The organism is Sphingobium sp. FG58, from assembly GCF_057809055.1.
Genome location: NZ_JBMDJF010000004.1, coordinates 329,435 through 349,008 on the forward strand (window position 1 = coordinate 329,435; position 19,574 = coordinate 349,008).

The window sequence follows — 19,574 nt, forward strand, 5'->3', positions numbered from 1 at the left end:
CAACCTCACGCCGCGACGGGCAACTCGGCCCCGCTGGAAAAGCGGTTGCGATAGTCGCCCGGTGACAGCCCCACGATGCGGTAGAATATCCGGCGAAAGGCTGTGGAGTCCTCATAGCCCACCGCCCAGGCGATCTGGTCGATCGATCGCTTGGTAAATTCCAGCAATTCGCGCGCCTTGCCCACGCGCAGATTCTGGACATATTCGATCGGCTTCATGCCTGTCGCCCCCTTGAACCGGCGCAGGAAGGTACGTTCCTCCAGCCCCGCTTTCCCCGCCATGTCGCCCACGCTCACCGCTCGCCCGGCCCGCTCCTGCAACCAGTGCTGGACTTTCAGCACAGCCGCATCGCCATGGGTCAGGCGCGGGGCGAAGCTGCTGAAATGGCGCTGTTCGCGGCCCGATGCGTCGATCAGCAGGAATTTGCCCGTCTCGATCATCACCGTGGGACCAAGCAGGCGATCGACGATCCGCATCCCCAGATCCGTCCACGCCATCAGCCCGCCCGCGGTGATGATGTCCCCATCCTCGATCACCATCTTGTCGATATCGAGCCGCACGTCGGGGAAACGGTCACGAAACTGGTCGGCAAACAGCCAGTGGGTCGTCGCGGGCCGCCCGGCGAGCAAGCCGGTCTCCGCCAGCAGGAATGCGCCGCCGCAGGTCGAAACCAGCACTACGCCCTGCGCGTGACGATCGAGCATCCAGCGCGCATAGGGGGCCGCTTCCTGCGCGTCGGGCGGGCCGGTCAGGCGGCCGGGACTGATCAGCATGGCGGGCAAGGTCGCCTCAGCCGGGTGGGTGTCGAATGCACGGGAAAAACCGCCCTGATCGTCCATCGCCCAATGGCTGACGCGCAACACGCCGCCGCCCCGGTTCACCGAAAAATGGGAAGCGATGGCGAACAGGTCGGTAATCCCATGGACCATCGCCTGCTGGCAACCGGGATAGAGGACCAGTCCCACTTCGGCGATCACACCGGCAGCCGTCCGCGCCGCATCCACCATGCTGAACTCCCGTTTGTCGGTTTTGGCCTGCTTATTGTCGGAACTGCCGATCCTGCCGCGACGCCAATGATAGTATCTCCTGGATCACAGGGCGCAACCGCCCGATCAACGAAGGGATCACACCATGACCAAAGGCACTTTCCTCATCACCGGCGCGTCCGATGGCATTGGCGCGGTCTATGCAGACCGTTTGGCCCGGCGCGGCCATGACCTGATCCTGGTCGCCCGGCGGGCCGACAAGTTGGCGGCGCTTGCGCAGAAGCTGGAGGCTGAGACCGGCGTTACGGTCGAGACGCTGAGCGCCGATCTCTCGACGCCAGACGGGCTGGCGAGCGTCGAGGCGCGGTTGCGCAGCGATGGCGCGATCACCGGCCTGGTCAACAATGCGGGGATCGCGGGCGAGACGAGCCTGGTCGATGCGGACACTGCCTATCTGACCGGGATGATCAACCTTAACATATTGGCCGTGACGCGGTTGACGGCGGCCATCGCGCCGCGGCTGACCGCACTGGGTGGCGGCACGATCATCAACATGACGTCGGTAACCGCGCTGATGCCCGACGGCTTCACCGCCGTCTATCCCGCCAGCAAGGCGTTCGTGCTGGCCTTTACCGAAGCGTTGCAGGTCGAACTGGGATCAAAGGGCGTGCGCGTGCAGGCGGTGCTGCCCGGCATCACCCGCACCGCCATCTGGGAAGAAGAGCAACTGGCCACCATCCCGGCGGAGATGGTGATGGAGGTGAACGCCATGGTCGATGCCGCCTTTGCCGGGCTGGACATGGGCGAGACGATCACCATCCCCTCGCTGCCCGACATGGCCGATCTCGACGCCTATCTGGCCGCGCGCGCCGCGCTGCGCCCCAATCTGTCGCGAGACCGGGCTGCGGCCCGCTACACCGCCAGAAATCTGACCCATTGAGGAGACGAGGCGGCGTGGCGGTCAGCGGACGACCTCGATCGCGGAAACGATCGCCTGCCCCTTTGTCGGCCTGAAGTGAAGATCGAGCAGGCCGTCCGTGATCGCGACCCTTCTATTGGCCAAAACAGAGAAGCGCCGCGCTTTGCCAGCGGTCGATGGTTCGACGAATGTCAGCTTCACCTGATAGCGCCCAATGTCGAGTGGGATGCGATAGTGGAAATCGCCTTCCCGGTAAGTCGCAACGATCGCGCTGCGCAATGCCGCGCATCATATGCCACCTGCCCAGCTGCAGAAGGTTCTGGCCGCGCAATGGGGGCAGGACTGGCAAATGATCGCGACGCGGCTATCTGAAGCGTCACGCAGTCCAGCTGGCGGCAAAGGCCGGAGACGCCAGAAAGCTTGATGGTTGCGGGGATGTGGGCGGAGGATCGCAGACCCCCTCTTCAATGTAGCGGATCGCCGATTGTAGTCCGCTTCGCGAGAAGGGCTTTGGAATGACGCCATGGCCACCCGCAAAATCATCGGGTATCTTCTTGGGATTGGCTGTGATGAAGATGATGAAGGCATCAGGCCACCGATGCGTTATGAGCCGGGCAACGTCGAGGCCGCTGGTTTGCCGGGCAAGCTGAATATCGACGAAGGCGAGGTTGGGATCAAGCGTATCGGATAGTGCCTGCACGTCGAAAAGCGATGTCGCTTCCGCCACCACATGATGGCCGATATCCTCGATCATCGCCTCGATATCCATGGCGAGCAAAGCTTCGTCCTCTACAACAAGAACGGAAAGGGGAGGCCGGGGACGCTGCATGGTCATGCCTCCAAGGAAAAGGTAACAAGGACTTGTGTGCCGGGATCGGCCGATGCCCATTCGGCGCGCGCCCCGACCTGCCGGGAGAGTCGCTTGATAAGGACACGGCCCAGTCCATCGACAATGTCGGTGGGCGACATGCCGGGTCCATCATCTGCTATGGTGATCATCGCCTGACGACCGGATTTTTGGGCCGATACCGTCAGACTACCCGATCGTCCGTCGGCAAATCCATGTTTGATCGCGTTGGTCAATATTTCGTTCAGGACCAGTCCAAGCGCGGCCGCATGACCCGACGGCACCTCTATCGGTACGATATCGACCACTGTTTCGATATTATCGCGACCGCTCGAACCGACAACATCCGCCACCAGATTGGCGGTGAAGGCACCCAGATCAAATCGCGACACATCGTCCGACTGGTAGAGACGACGATGGACTGTCGCGAGCGCGTCGATCCGCTCCAGCATGGCCTCTATCTTTGCGCTGATCGTCGGATCATCGATCGTGCGCGCCTGCAGCCGCAGCAGTGAACCGATCATCGTCAGATTATTCTTCACGCGATGATCGACTTCGTGCAGCAGCAGCGTCTTGGCCTCCAGCGCCTCGTTCAGCTCGGCTGTCCGGCGTTCGACCTCGCGCTCGATCTCGTCATGACGTCTGTGGATTTCGGTTTGCGCATCGACACGGGCGGAGACGTCGAGCTGCGAGGCGAAGAAGAACTGAATGTGGCCGGCATCGTCGCGTACGGGGCTGAGGTAGAGGGCATTCCAGAAGGTAGAGCCGTCCTTGCGATAGTTGAGCAGGTCGACCTCGATATTGGTGCCCTGCTCGATCGCGTGCCGGATCCTGGCGACTGCCTGACGATCCGTCCCCGGCCCTTGCAGGAACCGGCAATTGCGACCGACAATCTCCCGCCGTTCATAGCCTGTCAGCGCCTGGAATGCCTCATTGCAGAATATGATGGGATTGTCGGGTTGCGCGGGGTCGGTGATCACCATTGGCATTCGGGTCGCGCGGACCGCTGCGGCGAAAGGATCGCCCCGGCCCAGGTCATGCTTGATCGCCTGGGTCAAATGCCAATCGTCGCGTTGCTCCACAAGCTCTCCTTCCAGCGACAGCACGTCGCTATGCGTGAGGAAGTAACCTTGGCCTGTCTTAAACGTTCCGGTTGTTACAGCTGACGGCCAAACAATGGGAGTGGGACCGCAGATAGTTACGTTCGCTCTGCCACATATATGGCGGGCCGCACGGTCGTGCCGGCTGAACGCTATAGGCCGTCGATCGACCGCCCGGACTTGTCGGCATCGTCGATCATATCGCGCACCTTGCTGGCAATGGCGTCTATACCAAAGGGCTTGGTAATGACGTGCATGCCCTGTCCCAGCAAGCCGTTGCCGACAACCGCATTTTCGGCGTAGCCTGTGATGAACAAAATTTTGAGCCCGGGACGATGCACCCGTCCGGCGTCCGCGACCTGGCGACCGTTCAATCCTCCCGGCAGGCCCACATCCGTGATCAAAAGATCAATACGCAGGTCGGATTCCAGCACCTTGAGACCCGTGGGACCATCCGCTGCTTCGATGACATGGTAGCCGCCATCGGTGAGGACATCGACAATGAGCGACCGGACCGACGCCTCGTCATCGATAACAAGCACCGTTTCACCATGGCCACCAGGATCGATATGCGTCGGCTTGGCGTATTGCTCGGCCTCGACCCCAGCGCCCGTATAGCGTGGCAGATACAGACACATGGTCGTACCCGCGCCGACCTCCGAATAGATGCGCACCTGTCCGCCGGACTGACGTACAAAGCCGTAGATCATCGACAGGCCAAGGCCCGTGCCTTCGCCAAGCGGCTTGGTCGTGAAGAAGGGATCGAAGGCACGGGCGATGACATCGGGCGTCATGCCGGTTCCGGTGTCGCTGACGCACAGCGACACATATTGGCCCGGCGACAGTTCGCGATCGCGCGCCATGCGATCATCAAACCATTTATTGGCGGTTTCGATCGTCAGTCGCCCGCCGTCCGGCATCGCGTCCCTGGCGTTGATGCACAGGTTCAGAAGCGCATTTTCAAGCTGGTAGCGGTCGACCAATGTCATCCACAGGCCGCCAGACCCGACCACCTCAATCTCGATGGACGGGCCGACGGTTCGACGTATCAGGTCCTCCAGGCCGGAAATCAGGCGGTTCACATTGACAGGCGTAGGATCGAGCGTCTGGCGACGCGAAAAGGCGAGCAGTCGCTGCGTCAGCGCCGCCGCCCTTTTTGCGGCACCCTGCGCCGTATCGATATGGCGGCCAATCGCCTCCAGTCGACCTTGCGCAATCCGCAGCTCCAGCAATTCCAGATTGCCCAGAATACCGGCCAGAAGATTGTTGAAGTCATGGGCGATGCCACCGGTCAACTGTCCGACCGCTTCCATCTTCTGGCTCTGGCGCAAAGCCTCCTCGGTCGCCGCTAGCGCCGCAGCCGCTTCGGTTTCGACGGTAATATCCCGCCCGAACAGATATAGCATCCCGCCCTCTGGTACGGTCGTCCAGGCAAAGCGGTGATGGCTGCCGTCCTGCGCGCGAAAGACGCTTTGGGACTCGATAACCGCGGCATCGGGCCGGGAGAGGCGCTCCAATCTCTTCTCCGCGGCGTCCCGTTCCTCGGCGACGAACTCCAGTATATTGCGACCGACCGTTTCAGCCTGGGTCCAGCCAAGAACCTTGGTCCAGGATGGATTGACGGCGCTGATGATGCCCTGGGTTGTCGCCACCACCTTGACGATGGGGGAGATCGCCCAGATCCGTTCCCGGTCGCGGGCGAGCTGACGCTCCTGCGTGATATCACGCGCCACCGCATGGATGCGGCCCGCATCCGGCACAGCGTTCCAGTCGAGCAGGCGATAGCTGCCATCCCGGCATCGATAGCGATTCTCGAAGCTAAGGGTGGTAATGCCCTGGCTGAGCTTTTCGACTTCCCTGGCTGTGCTGGCCACGTCGTCGGGATGGATGAAATCGGACAGTATCTGGCCGATAATCTCATCCTCTTGCCATCCCAAAAGCCGGGTTGCCGACGGGTTGACCGACCGGATGATACCGTCGAAGTCACACACGAGCATCAAGTCCTGGCTGAGCGACCATAGCCGATCACGGTCACGGCGCTGGGCCGACACGGCGTCGATCGTGGCGAGCGCACCGGCAATCTGCACTGCGATAAGGCTTGCAAAATCACGGGTTGCTTCATCGAGAATACGATAGGGATTCAATCCCAGAACCAGTGCGCCGACGGCTTGCGTCTCGCCTGACTGTTCAACTGCAAGGATCAACGCGTCGCGCGGCGGTATCTGCCAAAACCCGGTTGGAACGTCCTGCGCCAAACCAGCAAGTCCGATGACCGTCTGCTTCTCACCCTGTTCGATGGCAGTGATAGGCCAACGTGCTGCGTCCCCGGACGCCGGATAAGGACTGCCGGGCAGATCGAATAATATGAGGTCAGCGAACGGGAAGTCGCGGCTCTCGCTGCCAAAATTGGCACGGACCGCATCCGTCACGTCAGACCGGCTTTGCGCCTTGAGCAAGGCAGCGGCGAGATCATTCAGCTGCTTGATCCGCCGTTCGCTGATAACCCTGTCCGTCTCTTCGCTGACGACACACATAAGCCCTTCGACGGCACCGGCGTCGCCGATCAGCGGGCTGTAGGAAAATGTGTGGTAGGTCTCCTCAGGATAGCCATTGCGCTCAAGGAAGAGAAGCAACTGCTCGTCCCAGGTCGCGACACCATCGCGCATGACAGATATGATGCGATCCTTGACGTCCTCGAAAACTTCCTTCCAAACCTGCGCCATGGGGCGGCCCAGAGCAGCGGGATGCTTGGAACCCAATGTGGGAATATAGGCGTCATTATAGAAGAAGCTGAGATCTTCTCCCCAGCCAAGCCACATTTCAAACCGCGACAGGAGCATGAGCCGAAGGGATGCTTTCAACCCCTCCGGCCACTGGTCCGGTGGCCCCAGATTCGTCGCTTCCCAATCATGCGCGCGCATAAGGGCGCTCATCACGGAATCGCCGGGAAATATGTCTGGCAATCGGTCGGTCATATTATACCAAAACTATCGTCCCCAAAGCTAATGTCCAGATGTTGCAGCCTTAATTACTTCAGGAAGCGATATATGCATTTGATGGGGAGCCAGACAAGATTGTCGAGGTCGATGGCAGCGCATCTTTTACAACGCCATGAAGGGTTCGACCTTCGCCTGTCTGATTTCACCGGCGTCAGGCAAGCGCAGCAAACTAATCATATCGCGGCTTCGGGTGATCAATCCGGCCTTCTCGAATGCATCGAGCCATCCTTCCATCGGCCATTTGTTCCACCGCGCCCGAAAGAGGCCGGCATTGCGGACAATGTCCTCCAGATGCTGGAGCGGCGGGTCGAAAACGTCGTGATATTGGTGAAAGGCACCCGCGCCGCCCATGAATAGCAGCGGCAGACCTGCCTCGCGCGCGCGGAAGCCGAAGTCGGTATCTTCACCGCCATAGCCGGTGAAGGCTTCGTCAAACCCGCCCAGATCAAAAAATTTCTGGCGATGCAGGCCGAACGCCAGCGACCAGAACAGACCGGCATTATCCTCTTGCCGCACTCCGTTTGCGGGAAATTGTCGAACAGGATGCCCCTGCGCGCGCGACAGGATATCCGCTTCCTGCCAATCGCCACGGGCGTCGTCAGGACCAAGATAGCGGATGTCGGCGCAGACCAGCGCGTCATGGTCGTTCAGGCATTGCGTGATCGCACTGGTGAGGGCGCGCATCGGGATGCAGTCGACATCTAGGAACAACAGCTTGTCGCCGCTGGCCGCCCGCGCGGCGCAGTTCCGGGCTGCCGCGAGTGGCAGTCCGGGGCCATCGAGACGCTGGATCTGAATCGGGAATGGCGCTTGTCCGACACTGATCGGCGGACTGCTGGCCATGTCGACGATGATGAGTTCGTCGGGGTAATGCGTGCTGCGCCGCAGACCTTCGATCAGTTGCGCCAGATGGGCCGACCGGTCCTTGACGATGGTGAGGACGCTAAGGGTCATGCGTGCGCACGCCACAGGTCGAGGCGATAGTCAAGCATGCGCTCTGTGGTGATGACAGTGATTGCAGGGGCGAGAGCGGCCTGCAATTTTAGCACTGCATCATCGCCGCTCTGGGGATAGTCAGTTTCGCCGGTCCAGTGGACGAGCAAGATGTCGCCGCCGGGCGCTATATGGGTGGTGATCCACTGGGCGGCGCGGCTGATATCCTTGTCATCCCAATAATAGGCGACTTCGGACAGGATGATGAGGTCGAAGGCGCTCCCCATGGGTGCCTGCCCCGGAAACGCCATCCGGCCGAAGGAAACATGGTCGAATGCGACACAGCGCTCGCGCGCTGCTTTCAACGCGGTTTCGCTGACGTCGATCGCCAGCAATGCGTGGCAATGGGGTGCCAGCGACTGTGTCAGTACACCCTTTGCGCATCCGATTTCGAAACCCAGTTCATAGGTCCGTCCCGCCAGCGCGCGGATGCTATGGGCATATTTGTCCCGCTCATAGGCGCTGCTTTCCAGTTCCCAGGGATCGTCGGTCGCGCGAAACATCGTCTCGAAATAATCGTGACCCAGGCTGGTTTCGTGCCGCGTCATTTGGCTCTCCGCAGGTAAAGGATATCGCTGGCAGGCATGGCACGATGCGAGGCGGGCAGTCGGAAGCCGGGACCGTGGGACGCGGTGAGCTGGCTGCGGTGCGCGGCCAGGGCGTGACGGCGTTGTCCGCGCAACATGGGCGCGGTGCGCAACTTCCGGTGGGTGCGGGAATCGGGGGCTTGCGACCAGACGACATATTCGGCGACGACCAGCCTGCCCCTGGCCCGTTGCCCCACTGCATAGGCCAGCTGCGCGGCGGCCTGATGGTCGCAATGGGGTTCGTGGCTGGCGGTGACGGCAAGGGCATCGACCTGCCAGCGACGGCAAAGGGCGGTCAGCCGTCGGGTAGCCCGGTCGAAAGCCGGATGCCCCGGCTGGGCAGGAGCAGCATCCTTCCAATCAAGATGCAACGGCGATTGGCGGCGACTACCGGTCAGGCGGTGCAAGGCGGCGGCGGCTTCACGCTTGCGGCTGCTCACCAGTTTCCCCGATCGGCCTTGCGCGGTCTCATGCGAGCCCGACCCGTCGGTGAGATAGACAAGGCCCGCCAGTCGCCCAGCCCTCGCCGTCTGCGCGATGAGCGCGCCAGCCCCAAGCGTCTCGTCATCGGGATGCGGCGCAAGGACCAGCCATCGCCGCGTTCGCCAGGGTTTTGCCGACAAAGAAAGGCCTACCACAAGGCGTCCTCCGCGCCCCAGGCGTCATGGTCGAGCCAGGCGAGCGCCGCCTGATCGCGGGCGTAGTCGGGTCCACCCTGCCGCAGATAGAGGCTGAGGTCGCGGATGATCTTGTCGATCCGTTGCCCGTCCATCGCGCTGCGCGTGCCGGTGATGCGGGCCGCCAGTTCCATGACGTCCAGGCCCGCACGCTCGACTATGCCGCGCGTCATGCGGGCGAAGGCGGAGCCATCAGGATCGTCGCGCGCAGTCCGGAGCGCACATTCGCGGACCCAGAGATAGGCGGTACGGGTCGCGGCGACGGCGTCGGCGAATTTCGCGCGTTGCAGCGGATCGGCGCGCGCCGCATCAGACATGGCAAGCCGGATTTCGGTCAACAGCGCCTCGATCCCGCCCAGTTGCACGGCAGTGAACCGCCAGGCGCCCGTGGTGAAGCGCGGTTCGCGATCATAGTCGCCGGGCTGGCCGAGCAGATGCGATGGATCGACCGCCATGCCCGTCAGGTCATAAAAGCCGCTGCCCGTCGCCCGCATACCCCTGACCCGCCATTGCGACAGGTCGGTCCGGGCGGGATCATCGGCCCGGATGACGACCAGTCGCCGTTCGCCCTCTTCGGGCTGCGCGGTGATGACGGCATGGGCAAGACCGCCAGCGCCGGTCGCGAAAGACTTGCGGCCATCCAGTGCGGATTGGCGTAGCTGTACGCCCGGTTGCGGTTCGGTGGCCCATACGCCGTAAAAGGCGCCCTGAGCGAGTTTCTGGCCCAAATCGGCCTTTTGCGCGGGAGAGCCGAACCAATCGAACAGAGCGAGCGCGTTGACATGGCCTTCATAGAGCCGCCCGACGCTCAGATCCGCGCGACCAATGATCCGCAGGACGGTCATCAGGCACTGGTTCCGGGCGACGGCATCGTCAAAGGCCTCGCCGCCGCTTTCGAGTGGGGCGAAGGTGCGATGGAGATCGGCAGCGACGAGCGCTTTCATGCTTTCCACCGGAAAGACCGGCGCGGCATCATAGCGGCTGCCGAGCGCGGCAAGGGTGGATGTGATCGCCCCGGCGCGCGCGATCGGGGTGTCGATGCTGGAACGGGGATGGCGGGACAGGGTCATGCTACAGATTCCAGTTCATCGACCGCAGCGGCAGCCATCGTCGCGAGCCAGGTTGCTGCTGTGTCCACACCATGGCGATCGTGCAGGCGTTTACGGGCGTGAGGCGGCAATGCCTTTGCCTGGCTGATCAAAGCTGGCCATTGGTCGGGGGACGGCCATGTTTCGAGCATGATCGCAGCGCCCAGCGCATGTAGGGCGCGTGCCGTTGCCCGTTGCTCACCATAAGGGCGGTCCTCAGGGATGCAGAGGAAAGGGCGGTCGGCGGCGAGGACTGCGTTCACCAACCCGTCTCCGGCAGCGCCAACGATCAGCGCGGCGCGGGCGATTTCCTGCGCCGGATCGTCAACCCATCCGGCCAGATCGAGATTGGCGGGTTGATCGGACGGCGCAGTTACGGGGCCGATGACGCGCCAGTACATATCCGGGCAGGCGCGTGCGGCCTGTGCGATCGCTGCGCCATCGCCGGGCGGGCCGCCCCGGCCGATCACTATGAGGATATGGTCGTCCTGCCGGGGATGATCCTGAGCAGCGGCAGTGATACCGGACAGATAGCGGGTCTTGTCCCTGATCCACGCGGGCGTCGATGGCATCTCCAGCTCATGATGAAACGGCGCGAGCAGCGCTGTAGCGCCACGAAAGGCGTCGAGATGCGCCGCGTCGCTACGGTCGCCGTTGAGCCGCACATAAATAGTAGGCACCGATGCCAGGCGCGCCAGCATCGCAACTTCGACCGAAACATCAACGACCATCAGCGCAGGGCGCTCCGTCGCGATCCATTGTGCGATCCGCGCCACGCGCGACCGCACGCCGTCATGGTCCAGCGGCACATAGTGCAGGGCAGCGGGGCGTGAGGCCGTGTCGTCCATCCCGTCGAATCGGCCGGAAATGGGGCGATCATCGGCAAGGTCAATTCCTGCTGCGCCCAGCCCTGTACCCAACAGGACGATCGGCCAGTCGATGGCAGCGGCAATCGCCTCCGCCCGCGCGCGATGACCAGCGCCATGATGATGGACATAATAGCCGATCGGGCGGCGGGTCATGGCTGGAGTTCCAGCATCATGTCGTGCGGCATCGGAGGCAGTAACGGTTCCTGACGGGCGATCAAAGCAGCGCCATCGGGCTGCGCACGCAATTGCTTGCGCCAGTGCGCACGCTCGCACCAATGGGCGAAGGCAGGCGCCATGGGTGAGATGCTATTTTCGGCGCTTTCGAACAGCGTCTGCATTGCAATCGCCATGCCGCCTTCCGCGCGTCCCTCCAGACGCGGGGAGACGCGGGTGTAAACCGTAACAGGGTGAACAAGGCGCGCGCCGCGGGCAAGCGCCGCCAATACAAGCGCGCGGTCCTCTCCGCTTGTTATGGCCGGAACGCCGCCGCAGGCCAGATAAAGCTCTGCCCGGATGGCGAGCGATGCACCGGTATGATCGCCGTGGCGTGGTGCCGGATCCCAGGGCAGAGGATCGATCGCATCCTCAATGGCACGGACGGCGGCCCAATATTGGTCCCATGCCGTGCGCAGGCGATGCACGGGCGGTGGCAGTGGCTCATCGCTATCGATGTCGATCCGGCCGCCGACCATGTCGGCACCACGCGAAAAGGCAGCGGCGATATTACGCAGCCAGTCTGTCGGAGGGCGGCTGTCAGCGTCCGTACTGACGAGGGCAGCGTTGTCCAGCGCGGGCAGAAGGCCAAGGCCTGTGTCCATTGCCATCCGTCGGGCTGATCCGGCGTGCGCCAGTTCCGGCGCGAAAGTGCGTTCGACTATGCGGATGTCGAGCCGTCCGGCATGACGATGGCGTGCAGCGTCCGCAACGGCCCGGCTATCATCAGTGCTGTTGTTGATGGCTATCGCAACCGAGATCGGACCGGGCCAGTCCTGCATCGCCAGCGCATCCAGCAATATCGGCAACCGCGCTGCCTCGTTCCGCGCCGGGACGCAGACGCACAGGGTCATGGCGCTGGCGTCAGCCATGGGAAACCGATCTCTGGTCTAGCGCCGCATGGGACGGGAGCGTCGAGGGCATCAGGTGGATCGACGCCGTACGGTCGGCACGCGAGGGTGCCGCCGCCCTGTCGATCTGCCGCAGATAGAGCGACTCATAATTGTCGACCATGCGTTCGGCATCGCACATCTGTTCCGCCCTGGTGCGGCAGGCGCTGCGGTCTAGCGTCAGGGCCGACAGCGCGGCGCTGGCGAGCGAGGCAACATCGTCCGGGGTCGCAAGCACCCCGCATGTCGCATCCAATATTTCAGGGATCGCCCCGCGCGCAAAGGCCGCGACTGGCACGCCACAGGCAAGCGCTTCTGCAACGACAAGGCCGTAGGGTTCATCCCACATAGGGGTGCAGAGGAAGGCCCGCGCGCCACCCACAAGCCGGGCGAGTTGCTGGTGCGCGAGATGCCCAACATGGATGACATTCTGGCCCAGCGCTGGAGCTATCTGTGTCCGGTAATAATCATCGTCAAGGATTGGTCCCGCAATCCTGAGCGGGAGACCGACCTGTCGGGCAGCCGCGATCGCCAGATGTAATCCCTTTTCCGGAACGATGCGGCCGTACCAGACCAGATAGGGATCGGCGGCGGGCTGGGGGTGGAACGCAAATTTTTGCAGGTCGATGCCGTTCCATATCACCGCGTCGCTATGGGTGACATGGTTCCACAGAGCGGCAACCGAGCGGGACACGGCCGCGAAACTATGGTTGCGCGCCGCACAAAGGCGGATACCACTTTCCAGCCAGCAGAAAGGCGGCGTGTGCAGCGTCGTGACCATCGGCATGGGCAAGCTGTCAGCCATCGCAACGGGCAAATAATGCAGCGAATTATTATGGATGATGTCGAAATCACGATGACGCAGGTCGTTCATCAGGCTGAGATAGGCGTGATGCTCACGAAAGAAGGGCACGTCGCTCGCTTCCGTCGTACCGACCGTCTGGATCGCGGTTTCGGTGCAGATCGCTTCCAGGCCGATCCCCGGTTCCGATCGGGACGAAGCGAACAACGTGACCGCATGGCCACGATCCCGCAGCGATCGCGCCAGCAAATGCGTGTGCATTTCCAGCCCGCCGGCAAAGGGTTCGGCAATCGGATGTTTGAGATGGGCGATGATGCCGATCCGCATTGAGTATGATCCTGTCGTGCGCATGGCTGGGGATGGCGCGAGACCATCCCCTTAGATTGACATTGAAAGGCCGCGATCAGGCGGCGGGTTGGGCGTCCAGATCGACCGCCAATTCGCGCGGCCAGTGGCGCAATGCCCGGCAGGCAGTCAGGAAAGCGCCGGCATCCTTGGCTGTGGCCAGCGGTAGGCAGGCCTCGTCCAAATCGTCGGCTATCCCCGCCTTTTCAAACAGCGCCTGAGCTTCGGCGGTCAGGCCGATATATTTGCAATGCGCAAAGGCATCGGTAACGAAATCCTTGGCGGCCGCGTCGATTGCCAGCAAAGCAGCCCCCTCCTCAGACGCCACCACGGCAACGGCGTCGAACAGGACAGAGGGACCGCCGTCAATCTTCTGTTTGGCGGCTACGGCCGTGCCATCCGACAGGGTCACGCCGCCAATCTTGGGAGCGACGACCTCGTAAACCGCGCCTTCCTTGTCGACCGCTTTAACCAGCGCGTTGAAGATCGCGGCGTCGGCACCGTCGGTCAGCAAGATGCCAAGTTTGCGCCCCTTGAAACTGTCCGGTCCGTTTTTGAGGATGCTGAGCGCATCGGACGGCGGCAGGTCCATCATCGTCGGGCGCGCTGCCTTCGCCGGATCAGGCAAGGCAAGGCCAAGTCCTTCGGCTACAGTCTGTGCCAGCGTAGCGTCGATATTGAGCAAGTGAGAGACCGTCCGCGAACGGATATCGGGGCGTTCGACCTTGCTCAGTTCAAAGACGATGGCATCGCCGATATGCTTCTGCTCGGTCGCCGTCTGGCTGTTGAAGAATTGCCGCGCCTGGCTGTAATGATCGGCGAAACTTTCCGAGCGAACCCGTTGCTTGGGACCGTCAGCCTCCTGCGCGTAACTGGTGAAACCGCGCACTGGGTCTTCGCGCGGGCCACCTTGCTCGGCACCCCAGCTATTGGGTTCATAATTGGCGCGACCCTTGGGATTGCGCATCGCCATATGCCCGTCCTGCTGGAAATGGGCCATCGGACATTTGGGTGCATTAATCGGCAAATGGGTGAAGTTGGTGCTGCCCAGGCGCTTGATCTGGGTGTCGAGATAGGAAAAATTGCGGCCCTGGAGCAGCGGGTCGTTGCTGAAGTCGATGCCCGGCGGGACATTCTGGGTCATGAAGGCGACCTGTTCTGTCTCAGCAAAGAAATTGTCGACGACCCGGTCCAGCACCAGCCGCCCGACGATGCGGACCGGCACCAGCTCCACCGGGATCAGCTTGGTCGCGTCCAGCACGTCGAAGTCGAAACTGTCGGCGAACGCATCGTCGAACAGCTGGACCCCCAGCTCCCATTCCGGGAAGTCCCCGGCGTTGATGGCGTCCCACAGGTCGCGACGATGGAAATCGGGATCGGCGCCGTTGATCTTGACTGCCTCGTTCCACATGACCGACTGCAGGCCCTGCTTTGGCTTCCAGTGGAATTTGACGAAGGTCGATTTGCCCTCCGCATTGACGAGGCGGAATGTATGAACGCCAAAGCCTTCCATCGTGCGCAGCGAGCGCGGGATTGCGCGGTCCGACATCGTCCACATGACCATATGGAAGCTTTCGGGCGTCAGGCTGATAAAATCCCAAAAATTATCATGTGCGGTCTGCGCCTGCGGGAAGTCGCGGTCAGGCTCCGGCTTGGCGGCGTGGATCAGGTCGGGGAATTTGATCGCGTCCTGAATGAAGAATACCGGGATGTTGTTGCCAACGATATCCCAATTGCCCTCCTGCGTATAAAGCTTCACGGCAAAACCGCGCACGTCACGGGCGAGATCGGCCGACCCCTTGGACCCGGCAACTGTCGAGAAGCGCACGAAGGCAGGTACGCGCTCACCGACCCGCTGGAGGACATCCGCACGCGTGACGTCGCTCAGGGATTCTGTCAGTTCGAAATAGCCGTGCGCACCGTAGCCGCGGGCATGGACGACGCGCTCAGGGATGCGTTCATGGTCGAAATGGAACATTTTTTCGCGGAAGTGGGCGTCCTCCAGCAAGGTGGGGCCACGCGCGCCCTGCTTCAGGCTGTTCTGGTCATCAGCGACCGGGATGCCATGTGCCGTCGTCAAGATTGCGACATCTCCTCCTGCAACCTGATGCGTTTCGCCACCTTCTGCCTGCGGTTCCGCAAAGCTGTTCGAAATAGTTTCGGCGGGCGCAGGTGGGGGAGCCTTTTTGGGCGTCTCGCCCGAGACTTTATCGACGGTGGAAGGAGACTTGGCCATGGGGCATCCTCATGCACGAGAGACGTGCCGGACGCAGGTCCAGCACATTGGGAGCGATGATCGAAAAAAATGCGAATTCCCGATCATCACTGGGAACCCGCGGCATTTGTGAGGAGATAACCCGCCGCTCTTCAGCAAGTTGCGCCGACCGACCCAAAACTAATGTGCATCATAGCGATTTATTTCTGGCGGCTGGATACGGCGTCGCCACGGACCGTTGCTATAGTTCAAAGCCAAGTCTTTTCACTATGAAGGGCCGATATTGTTTACGGACAAATTTCTTAGGGATCGTCGCGGCGTCGAACTGGATGTTCAGGAACGGGCTGTTCTGGAAAAAGCCATTTTCGAGATACGAACGATAGATGCGCGCAAGACTGTCGTACAGGCTGGCGAAACATTGTCCGTGAGCATGTTGCTGCTGGAAGGCTTCATGTGCCGCTATCTGGACGATCGCGAAGGGATGCGGCAACTCGTCGCCGTGCAAGTGCCAGGGGATTTTCTGGATTTGCACGCCTATCCGCTCAAAATATTGGATCATGATGTCGCCAGCCTGACAGCAGCCACGATTGCGGTCATTCCGCACAAGGCGCTGGACGAAATTAATGCGGCCATGCCCGAACTCACGCGCAAGCTGTGGTTTTCTACGCTCCTCGACGCGGCGATGCACCGGGCGTGGCTGTTCCGCCTGGGGCGGCTGGATGCGGTCGGGCGCGTGGCGCATTTTCTGTCCGAAACCAATGTCCGGCTGGTTTCCGCAGGCCTGAGCGATGGAACGCGTTTTGCCCTGGGAATAACGCAGGCGGATATTTCGGAAATCTGCGGTATAACGAGTGTCCACGCCAATCGCGTGCTGCGGCAATTACGGGAAGAGAGATTGTGCATCTTTCGCTCGTCGCTCGTGGAAATTCTCGACGTCGAGGGTCTGGCCCGCAGGGGCCAGTTCAATCCTGCCTATCTCTACATCGAAAATAAATCCGGTCGCCCGGACATCGAAAGGCCAACATCATGATACCGCCAGAAGATTCCGGTGTTCAATCGCTGCCAGGCAAGGCGAGCGTGGAGGAAGGGCTTGTCCTGCTGGACGGGCCGGATGGCATAGCCGTCACCATGACAGCTTATGCCGCGTCGGAAACCGGCAAAAGTCTGCTTGAGGCGGCACGGCTGATCGATCAGGAAGATGGCAATGGAGAGATTTAGCAAGCGAGACGCTTATGCAGGAATGCGGGCGATCGCGTCGATCTCGACCAGGAAGCCATAATGGAGTTGCGGAACCGGCACGACCGTGCGCGCGGGACGGGCATCGCCCAACATATCGGCGTAGATGCGGTTGAACGTCGGCCAATGGTCGACGCCGACAATATACGCGGTGACCCGGCACAGATTGTCGGGCTGCCCGCCTGCCGCCTGTAAAATCGCCAGCATGTTGGCGATCGCCTGCCGTGCCTGCGTCTCGAATCCCATGTCGGGCAGCGGTGCCTTGTCGGCGCGGATCGGCAGCTGCCCAGAAATGTAAATATCGTCGCCCGATCGCATCGCCTGGGAATAATGGCCGGCGGGCGCGGGCGCGGCTTCGGTCAGGATCGGTTGCGGCTTGTCGTGCATCACCAGCCTCCAAAACGTGGCCATTCGCCATGGACAATATCCGACATGCCATGGACGATATGATAGCTGAAGTGCTGCGCCCCAGTCGCGCAAGCGTGGTTAGGGAGGATGCGGACCCGGTCGCCAATCTTGAGGTCTGGTAGTGTCTCGCCCGACCCCGGCCGGACCATGATAATGCCATGTTCCTGATTGGCATCCGCTAGGATCAGATCGTCATAGGGCCGACCGCTACTGTCGCACACGACGCCATAGCCCTGGTTGACCGCCTGCTTGGCCGTGCCGCGATCCTGGGACATCGCCATCCAGCCTGCATCGATCAAGATCCAGCCTTTTTCACGCTGATGGCCGATCACCGTTGCAAGGACGGAAAGCGCGATATCGTCCACTGCGCAGATGCCGATCCCGGACATGACCAGATCGAAGAACACGAATACCCCGGCACGGACTTCCGTCACGCCGGTCAGATCGGTGGCATGATGTGCGGTAGGCGTCGATCCCACGCTGACCACAGCGCACGGCAGGCCCGCGTCGCGCAGGATCTTTGCGGCGTCCACAACGGCGCGGCGCTCTTCCTCGGCGCAGCGGCGCAGCGCATCCTCGCCACGCGCGGCATAGCTGCCCCCGGCGTGGGTCAGCACGCCACGCAGTTCTCCCCCTTCGACCAGCGCCTTGCCGATGGCAATGAGGCGATCCCGGTCATCCGGCAGGACGCCAGACCGATGGCCGTCGCAATCAATCTCGATCAGTGCCGGGATGACCTCGCCTGCCTCGCGTGAAGCCCCAGCAACAGCCTGTGCCTGTTCAACCGTATCCAGCACCACCGCCAGATCGACCCCCTGCCTGCGTAATGCGATGACCTTGGCCAGCTTCCACGGCGCGATGCCGACCGCATAGATGATATCGCGCACACCCGCTGTGGCGAAAAATTCCGCTTCCTTGAGCGTCGATACCGTGGCTGGTCCCTGCGGCGTGGCCATGACGCGCTGTGCGACCTCCACCGATTTGCCGGTCTTGAGATGCGGACGCAGGGTCACACCCAGCGGCGCCATCCGATCACGCAGCCGGGCAATGTTGCGATCCATCCGATCGGCATCCAGCACGAGGCAGGGCGTTTCCAGATCGCACAGGCGCAGGGCGGTGTCCCGGCTCTGGACCTTGTCCCATATCTCTGTTGCGCTCACGATAATGTCCTTGCTGATCTTGAAGGCATACAGATGTACGATCAGGTCGGGAATAGCGCAGTATCACCTTGGTTTCGAAATATTCCTCCCATGCCATGACCAGCGTGGCGGGATGACAGATATGTGCCTGTTCGGCTCTTGGTTGGGGATCAGAGGCGTGCGCACCGTCCGGTCGAGCCAGGAAACAGCATATGCAAGTGGTCCGCCGCCGACAGCGGCGGACCATAACTCTAGAATTTCTTTTTGACCGACACGGCCCATTCGCGCGGGCGCCCCGGCTGGGCGCTGCTCACGCCAGCCCCAGGTATCGTCAAATCGAAGATCGTCAGGAAATAATATTTATCGAACAGGTTGTTTACCTCCGCGCTTATTTCGAGATCCTTTTCGCGGTTTGCCCAGGTCAGCCTTGCATTTGCGAGGGTATAGGCCGGGATCAAATTCGTCGCGCGATTGGTGGCAGCGCCATAGAGATCACTTTGATATGACGCATCGAACCGTGGTGTCAGCGACCCGCCTTTGCCCAAATCGAAAGCATATTGCACGCCTAAGCTCCATTTCCATTTCGGCGTGAACGGAGGATAGTCGCCAAATTGCGGACCATTAGGCGATGCCGGCCCTCCTGAACCCAGGTTGAAACGTTTATAGGAAAAGTCGATGTAGCTTATGGCTCCATCTATCATCAATCCTGGCACTGGTCTCAGTGAGGACTCAATCTCGAACCCTTTGATATCGGCATCACCAGCATTGGCAGGTAGCGCACATGGCGTTCCAAAGAACGCGCCGGCCTGCGTCGCGCATTCCCCCAATGTCAGCTGAATATTTTTATACTTGCTATAATATGCTGCAGCATTGACGCGAAGCAGGCGATCAAACAGATCGCTTTTGACGCCGATTTCGTAGCTGGTAAGCGTTTCAGGTCCGAAGGGGAGTACCTGTTGAACAAAAAATGGACGTGGATTGATCCCGCCGCCTTTGAAACCCGTCGACACCTGAGCATAGGCCGAAATATCACGCGTCACCTCATATTGAGCATTCAGACGATAGTCCCAACGTGTGCTTTTCGGTCCGTCATAAACGCCTATGACGCCGTCCAGAGGACCAACGATTGCGACCGGCCCATCTGCTGCGTTCCGACGACTGAACTCGTAAGATTTGAACTCGTCAGTATAGCGACTGCCTATGGTGAGTGTCTGATTCAAAATTATCTGTCATGATTTCATGATCTTGCGATGCGGCGGGC

At 61.4% G+C, this 19,574-nt stretch carries 19 protein-coding genes; 3 read left to right on the top strand and 16 right to left on the bottom strand.

Annotated elements, in window-relative coordinates; genetic code table 11:
- Positions 1-5: 5 nt before the first annotated feature.
- The gene (locus tag ACODR8_RS08055; protein ID WP_489006753.1) at positions 6-1,007 is read right to left on the bottom strand and encodes a GlxA family transcriptional regulator; all 1,002 of its coding nucleotides are present in this window, start codon (positions 1,005-1,007) and stop codon (positions 6-8) included.
- Positions 1,008-1,131: 124 nt separating this feature from the next.
- Here ACODR8_RS08055 and ACODR8_RS08060 point away from each other — a divergent pair, with 124 nt between their 5' ends.
- A complete protein-coding gene (locus ACODR8_RS08060) occupies positions 1,132-1,926 on the top strand; it encodes an SDR family NAD(P)-dependent oxidoreductase (protein ID WP_489006754.1) in 795 nt (264 codons plus the stop codon).
- A gap of 21 nt (positions 1,927-1,947) precedes the next feature.
- On the opposite strand, the gene ACODR8_RS08065 is transcribed toward ACODR8_RS08060, so the two are convergent.
- The 12 genes from ACODR8_RS08065 to katE all read right to left on the bottom strand — a co-directional run bounded on the left by ACODR8_RS08065 (position 1,948) and on the right by katE (position 15,551).
- Positions 1,948-2,184 (bottom strand): hypothetical protein, encoded by a 237-nt coding sequence (locus tag ACODR8_RS08065; protein WP_489006755.1) that lies wholly within the window; start codon positions 2,182-2,184, stop codon positions 1,948-1,950.
- Between the two features lie 97 nt (positions 2,185-2,281).
- Positions 2,282-2,740, bottom strand: coding sequence for a response regulator (locus ACODR8_RS08070; RefSeq protein WP_489006756.1), 459 nt, complete (start codon positions 2,738-2,740; stop codon positions 2,282-2,284).
- Complete coding sequence (locus ACODR8_RS08075) at positions 2,737-3,834, bottom strand: PAS domain-containing protein (protein ID WP_489006757.1); 1,098 nt, start codon at positions 3,832-3,834, stop codon at positions 2,737-2,739. The genes ACODR8_RS08070 and ACODR8_RS08075 overlap by 4 nt, the downstream gene beginning before the upstream one ends.
- A gap of 170 nt (positions 3,835-4,004) precedes the next feature.
- Complete coding sequence (locus tag ACODR8_RS08080) at positions 4,005-6,692, bottom strand: hybrid sensor histidine kinase/response regulator (protein WP_489006786.1); 2,688 nt, start codon at positions 6,690-6,692, stop codon at positions 4,005-4,007.
- Between the two features lie 261 nt (positions 6,693-6,953).
- Positions 6,954-7,805, bottom strand: a complete 852-nt coding sequence (locus tag ACODR8_RS08085; protein ID WP_489006758.1) for a glycosyltransferase family 2 protein — start codon at positions 7,803-7,805, stop codon at positions 6,954-6,956.
- The gene (locus ACODR8_RS08090; RefSeq protein ID WP_489006759.1) at positions 7,802-8,392 is read right to left on the bottom strand and encodes an SAM-dependent methyltransferase; all 591 of its coding nucleotides are present in this window, start codon (positions 8,390-8,392) and stop codon (positions 7,802-7,804) included. The genes ACODR8_RS08085 and ACODR8_RS08090 overlap by 4 nt, the downstream gene beginning before the upstream one ends.
- Positions 8,389-9,069: a PIG-L deacetylase family protein gene (locus ACODR8_RS08095; protein ID WP_489006760.1), complete on the bottom strand. Its 681-nt coding sequence runs from the start codon at positions 9,067-9,069 to the stop codon at positions 8,389-8,391. Before ACODR8_RS08095 ends, ACODR8_RS08090 begins: the two co-directional genes overlap by 4 nt.
- Positions 9,063-10,178 (bottom strand): acyl-CoA dehydrogenase family protein, encoded by a 1,116-nt coding sequence (locus tag ACODR8_RS08100; RefSeq protein ID WP_489006761.1) that lies wholly within the window; start codon positions 10,176-10,178, stop codon positions 9,063-9,065. The genes ACODR8_RS08095 and ACODR8_RS08100 overlap by 7 nt, the downstream gene beginning before the upstream one ends.
- Entirely contained in the window at positions 10,175-11,218 is a 1,044-nt protein-coding gene (locus tag ACODR8_RS08105; RefSeq protein WP_489006762.1) for a glycosyltransferase, read from the bottom strand. The genes ACODR8_RS08100 and ACODR8_RS08105 overlap by 4 nt, the downstream gene beginning before the upstream one ends.
- Entirely contained in the window at positions 11,215-12,150 is a 936-nt protein-coding gene (locus tag ACODR8_RS08110; protein ID WP_489006763.1) for a glycosyltransferase family 2 protein, read from the bottom strand. Before ACODR8_RS08110 ends, ACODR8_RS08105 begins: the two co-directional genes overlap by 4 nt.
- A complete protein-coding gene (locus ACODR8_RS08115) occupies positions 12,143-13,297 on the bottom strand; it encodes a glycosyltransferase family 4 protein (protein WP_489006764.1) in 1,155 nt (384 codons plus the stop codon). Before ACODR8_RS08115 ends, ACODR8_RS08110 begins: the two co-directional genes overlap by 8 nt.
- A 76-nt stretch (positions 13,298-13,373) precedes the next feature.
- Positions 13,374-15,551 (bottom strand): catalase, encoded by a 2,178-nt coding sequence (katE, locus tag ACODR8_RS08120; RefSeq protein WP_489006765.1) that lies wholly within the window; start codon positions 15,549-15,551, stop codon positions 13,374-13,376.
- A gap of 262 nt (positions 15,552-15,813) precedes the next feature.
- Here katE and ACODR8_RS08125 point away from each other — a divergent pair, with 262 nt between their 5' ends.
- Both ACODR8_RS08125 and ACODR8_RS08130 read left to right on the top strand, forming a co-directional pair.
- Positions 15,814-16,560, top strand: a complete 747-nt coding sequence (locus ACODR8_RS08125) for a Crp/Fnr family transcriptional regulator (protein ID WP_188062268.1) — start codon at positions 15,814-15,816, stop codon at positions 16,558-16,560.
- Positions 16,557-16,748 (top strand): hypothetical protein, encoded by a 192-nt coding sequence (locus tag ACODR8_RS08130; RefSeq protein WP_489006766.1) that lies wholly within the window; start codon positions 16,557-16,559, stop codon positions 16,746-16,748. The genes ACODR8_RS08125 and ACODR8_RS08130 overlap by 4 nt, the downstream gene beginning before the upstream one ends.
- Positions 16,749-16,760: 12 nt before the next feature.
- Here the strand turns inward: ACODR8_RS08130 and ACODR8_RS08135 are convergent, their stop codons facing one another.
- The 3 genes from ACODR8_RS08135 to ACODR8_RS08145 form a co-directional block, all read right to left on the bottom strand.
- Positions 16,761-17,177 (bottom strand): RidA family protein, encoded by a 417-nt coding sequence (locus ACODR8_RS08135; RefSeq protein WP_489006767.1) that lies wholly within the window; start codon positions 17,175-17,177, stop codon positions 16,761-16,763.
- A complete protein-coding gene (locus ACODR8_RS08140; protein WP_489006787.1) occupies positions 17,153-18,235 on the bottom strand; it encodes a DSD1 family PLP-dependent enzyme in 1,083 nt (360 codons plus the stop codon). Before ACODR8_RS08140 ends, ACODR8_RS08135 begins: the two co-directional genes overlap by 25 nt.
- A gap of 329 nt (positions 18,236-18,564) precedes the next feature.
- Positions 18,565-19,533 (bottom strand): TonB-dependent receptor, encoded by a 969-nt coding sequence (locus tag ACODR8_RS08145; RefSeq protein WP_489006768.1) that lies wholly within the window; start codon positions 19,531-19,533, stop codon positions 18,565-18,567.
- Positions 19,534-19,574: the final 41 nt, after the last annotated feature.

Excerpts from the sequence above, each read along its gene's own strand:
- ACODR8_RS08110 (WP_489006763.1), bottom strand. The coding sequence starts at position 12,150 with ATGGCTGACGCCAGCGCCATGACCCTGTGCGTCTGCGTCCCGGCGCGG.
- ACODR8_RS08060 (WP_489006754.1), top strand. The coding sequence starts at position 1,132 with ATGACCAAAGGCACTTTCCTCATCACCGGCGCGTCCGATGGCATTGGC.
- ACODR8_RS08130 (WP_489006766.1), top strand. The coding sequence starts at position 16,557 with ATGATACCGCCAGAAGATTCCGGTGTTCAATCGCTGCCAGGCAAGGCG.
- ACODR8_RS08085 (WP_489006758.1), bottom strand. The coding sequence starts at position 7,805 with ATGACCCTTAGCGTCCTCACCATCGTCAAGGACCGGTCGGCCCATCTG.
- ACODR8_RS08070 (WP_489006756.1), bottom strand. The coding sequence starts at position 2,740 with ATGACCATGCAGCGTCCCCGGCCTCCCCTTTCCGTTCTTGTTGTAGAG.
- ACODR8_RS08115 (WP_489006764.1), bottom strand. The coding sequence starts at position 13,297 with ATGCGGATCGGCATCATCGCCCATCTCAAACATCCGATTGCCGAACCC.
- ACODR8_RS08135 (WP_489006767.1), bottom strand. The coding sequence starts at position 17,177 with ATGGCCACGTTTTGGAGGCTGGTGATGCACGACAAGCCGCAACCGATC.
- katE (WP_489006765.1), bottom strand. The coding sequence starts at position 15,551 with ATGGCCAAGTCTCCTTCCACCGTCGATAAAGTCTCGGGCGAGACGCCC.
- ACODR8_RS08140 (WP_489006787.1), bottom strand. The coding sequence starts at position 18,235 with ATGGATCGCAACATTGCCCGGCTGCGTGATCGGATGGCGCCGCTGGGT.
- ACODR8_RS08100 (WP_489006761.1), bottom strand. The coding sequence starts at position 10,178 with ATGACCCTGTCCCGCCATCCCCGTTCCAGCATCGACACCCCGATCGCG.
- ACODR8_RS08105 (WP_489006762.1), bottom strand. The coding sequence starts at position 11,218 with ATGACCCGCCGCCCGATCGGCTATTATGTCCATCATCATGGCGCTGGT.
- ACODR8_RS08090 (WP_489006759.1), bottom strand. The coding sequence starts at position 8,392 with ATGACGCGGCACGAAACCAGCCTGGGTCACGATTATTTCGAGACGATG.
- ACODR8_RS08055 (WP_489006753.1), bottom strand. The coding sequence starts at position 1,007 with ATGGTGGATGCGGCGCGGACGGCTGCCGGTGTGATCGCCGAAGTGGGA.
- ACODR8_RS08080 (WP_489006786.1), bottom strand. The coding sequence starts at position 6,692 with ATGCTCCTGTCGCGGTTTGAAATGTGGCTTGGCTGGGGAGAAGATCTC.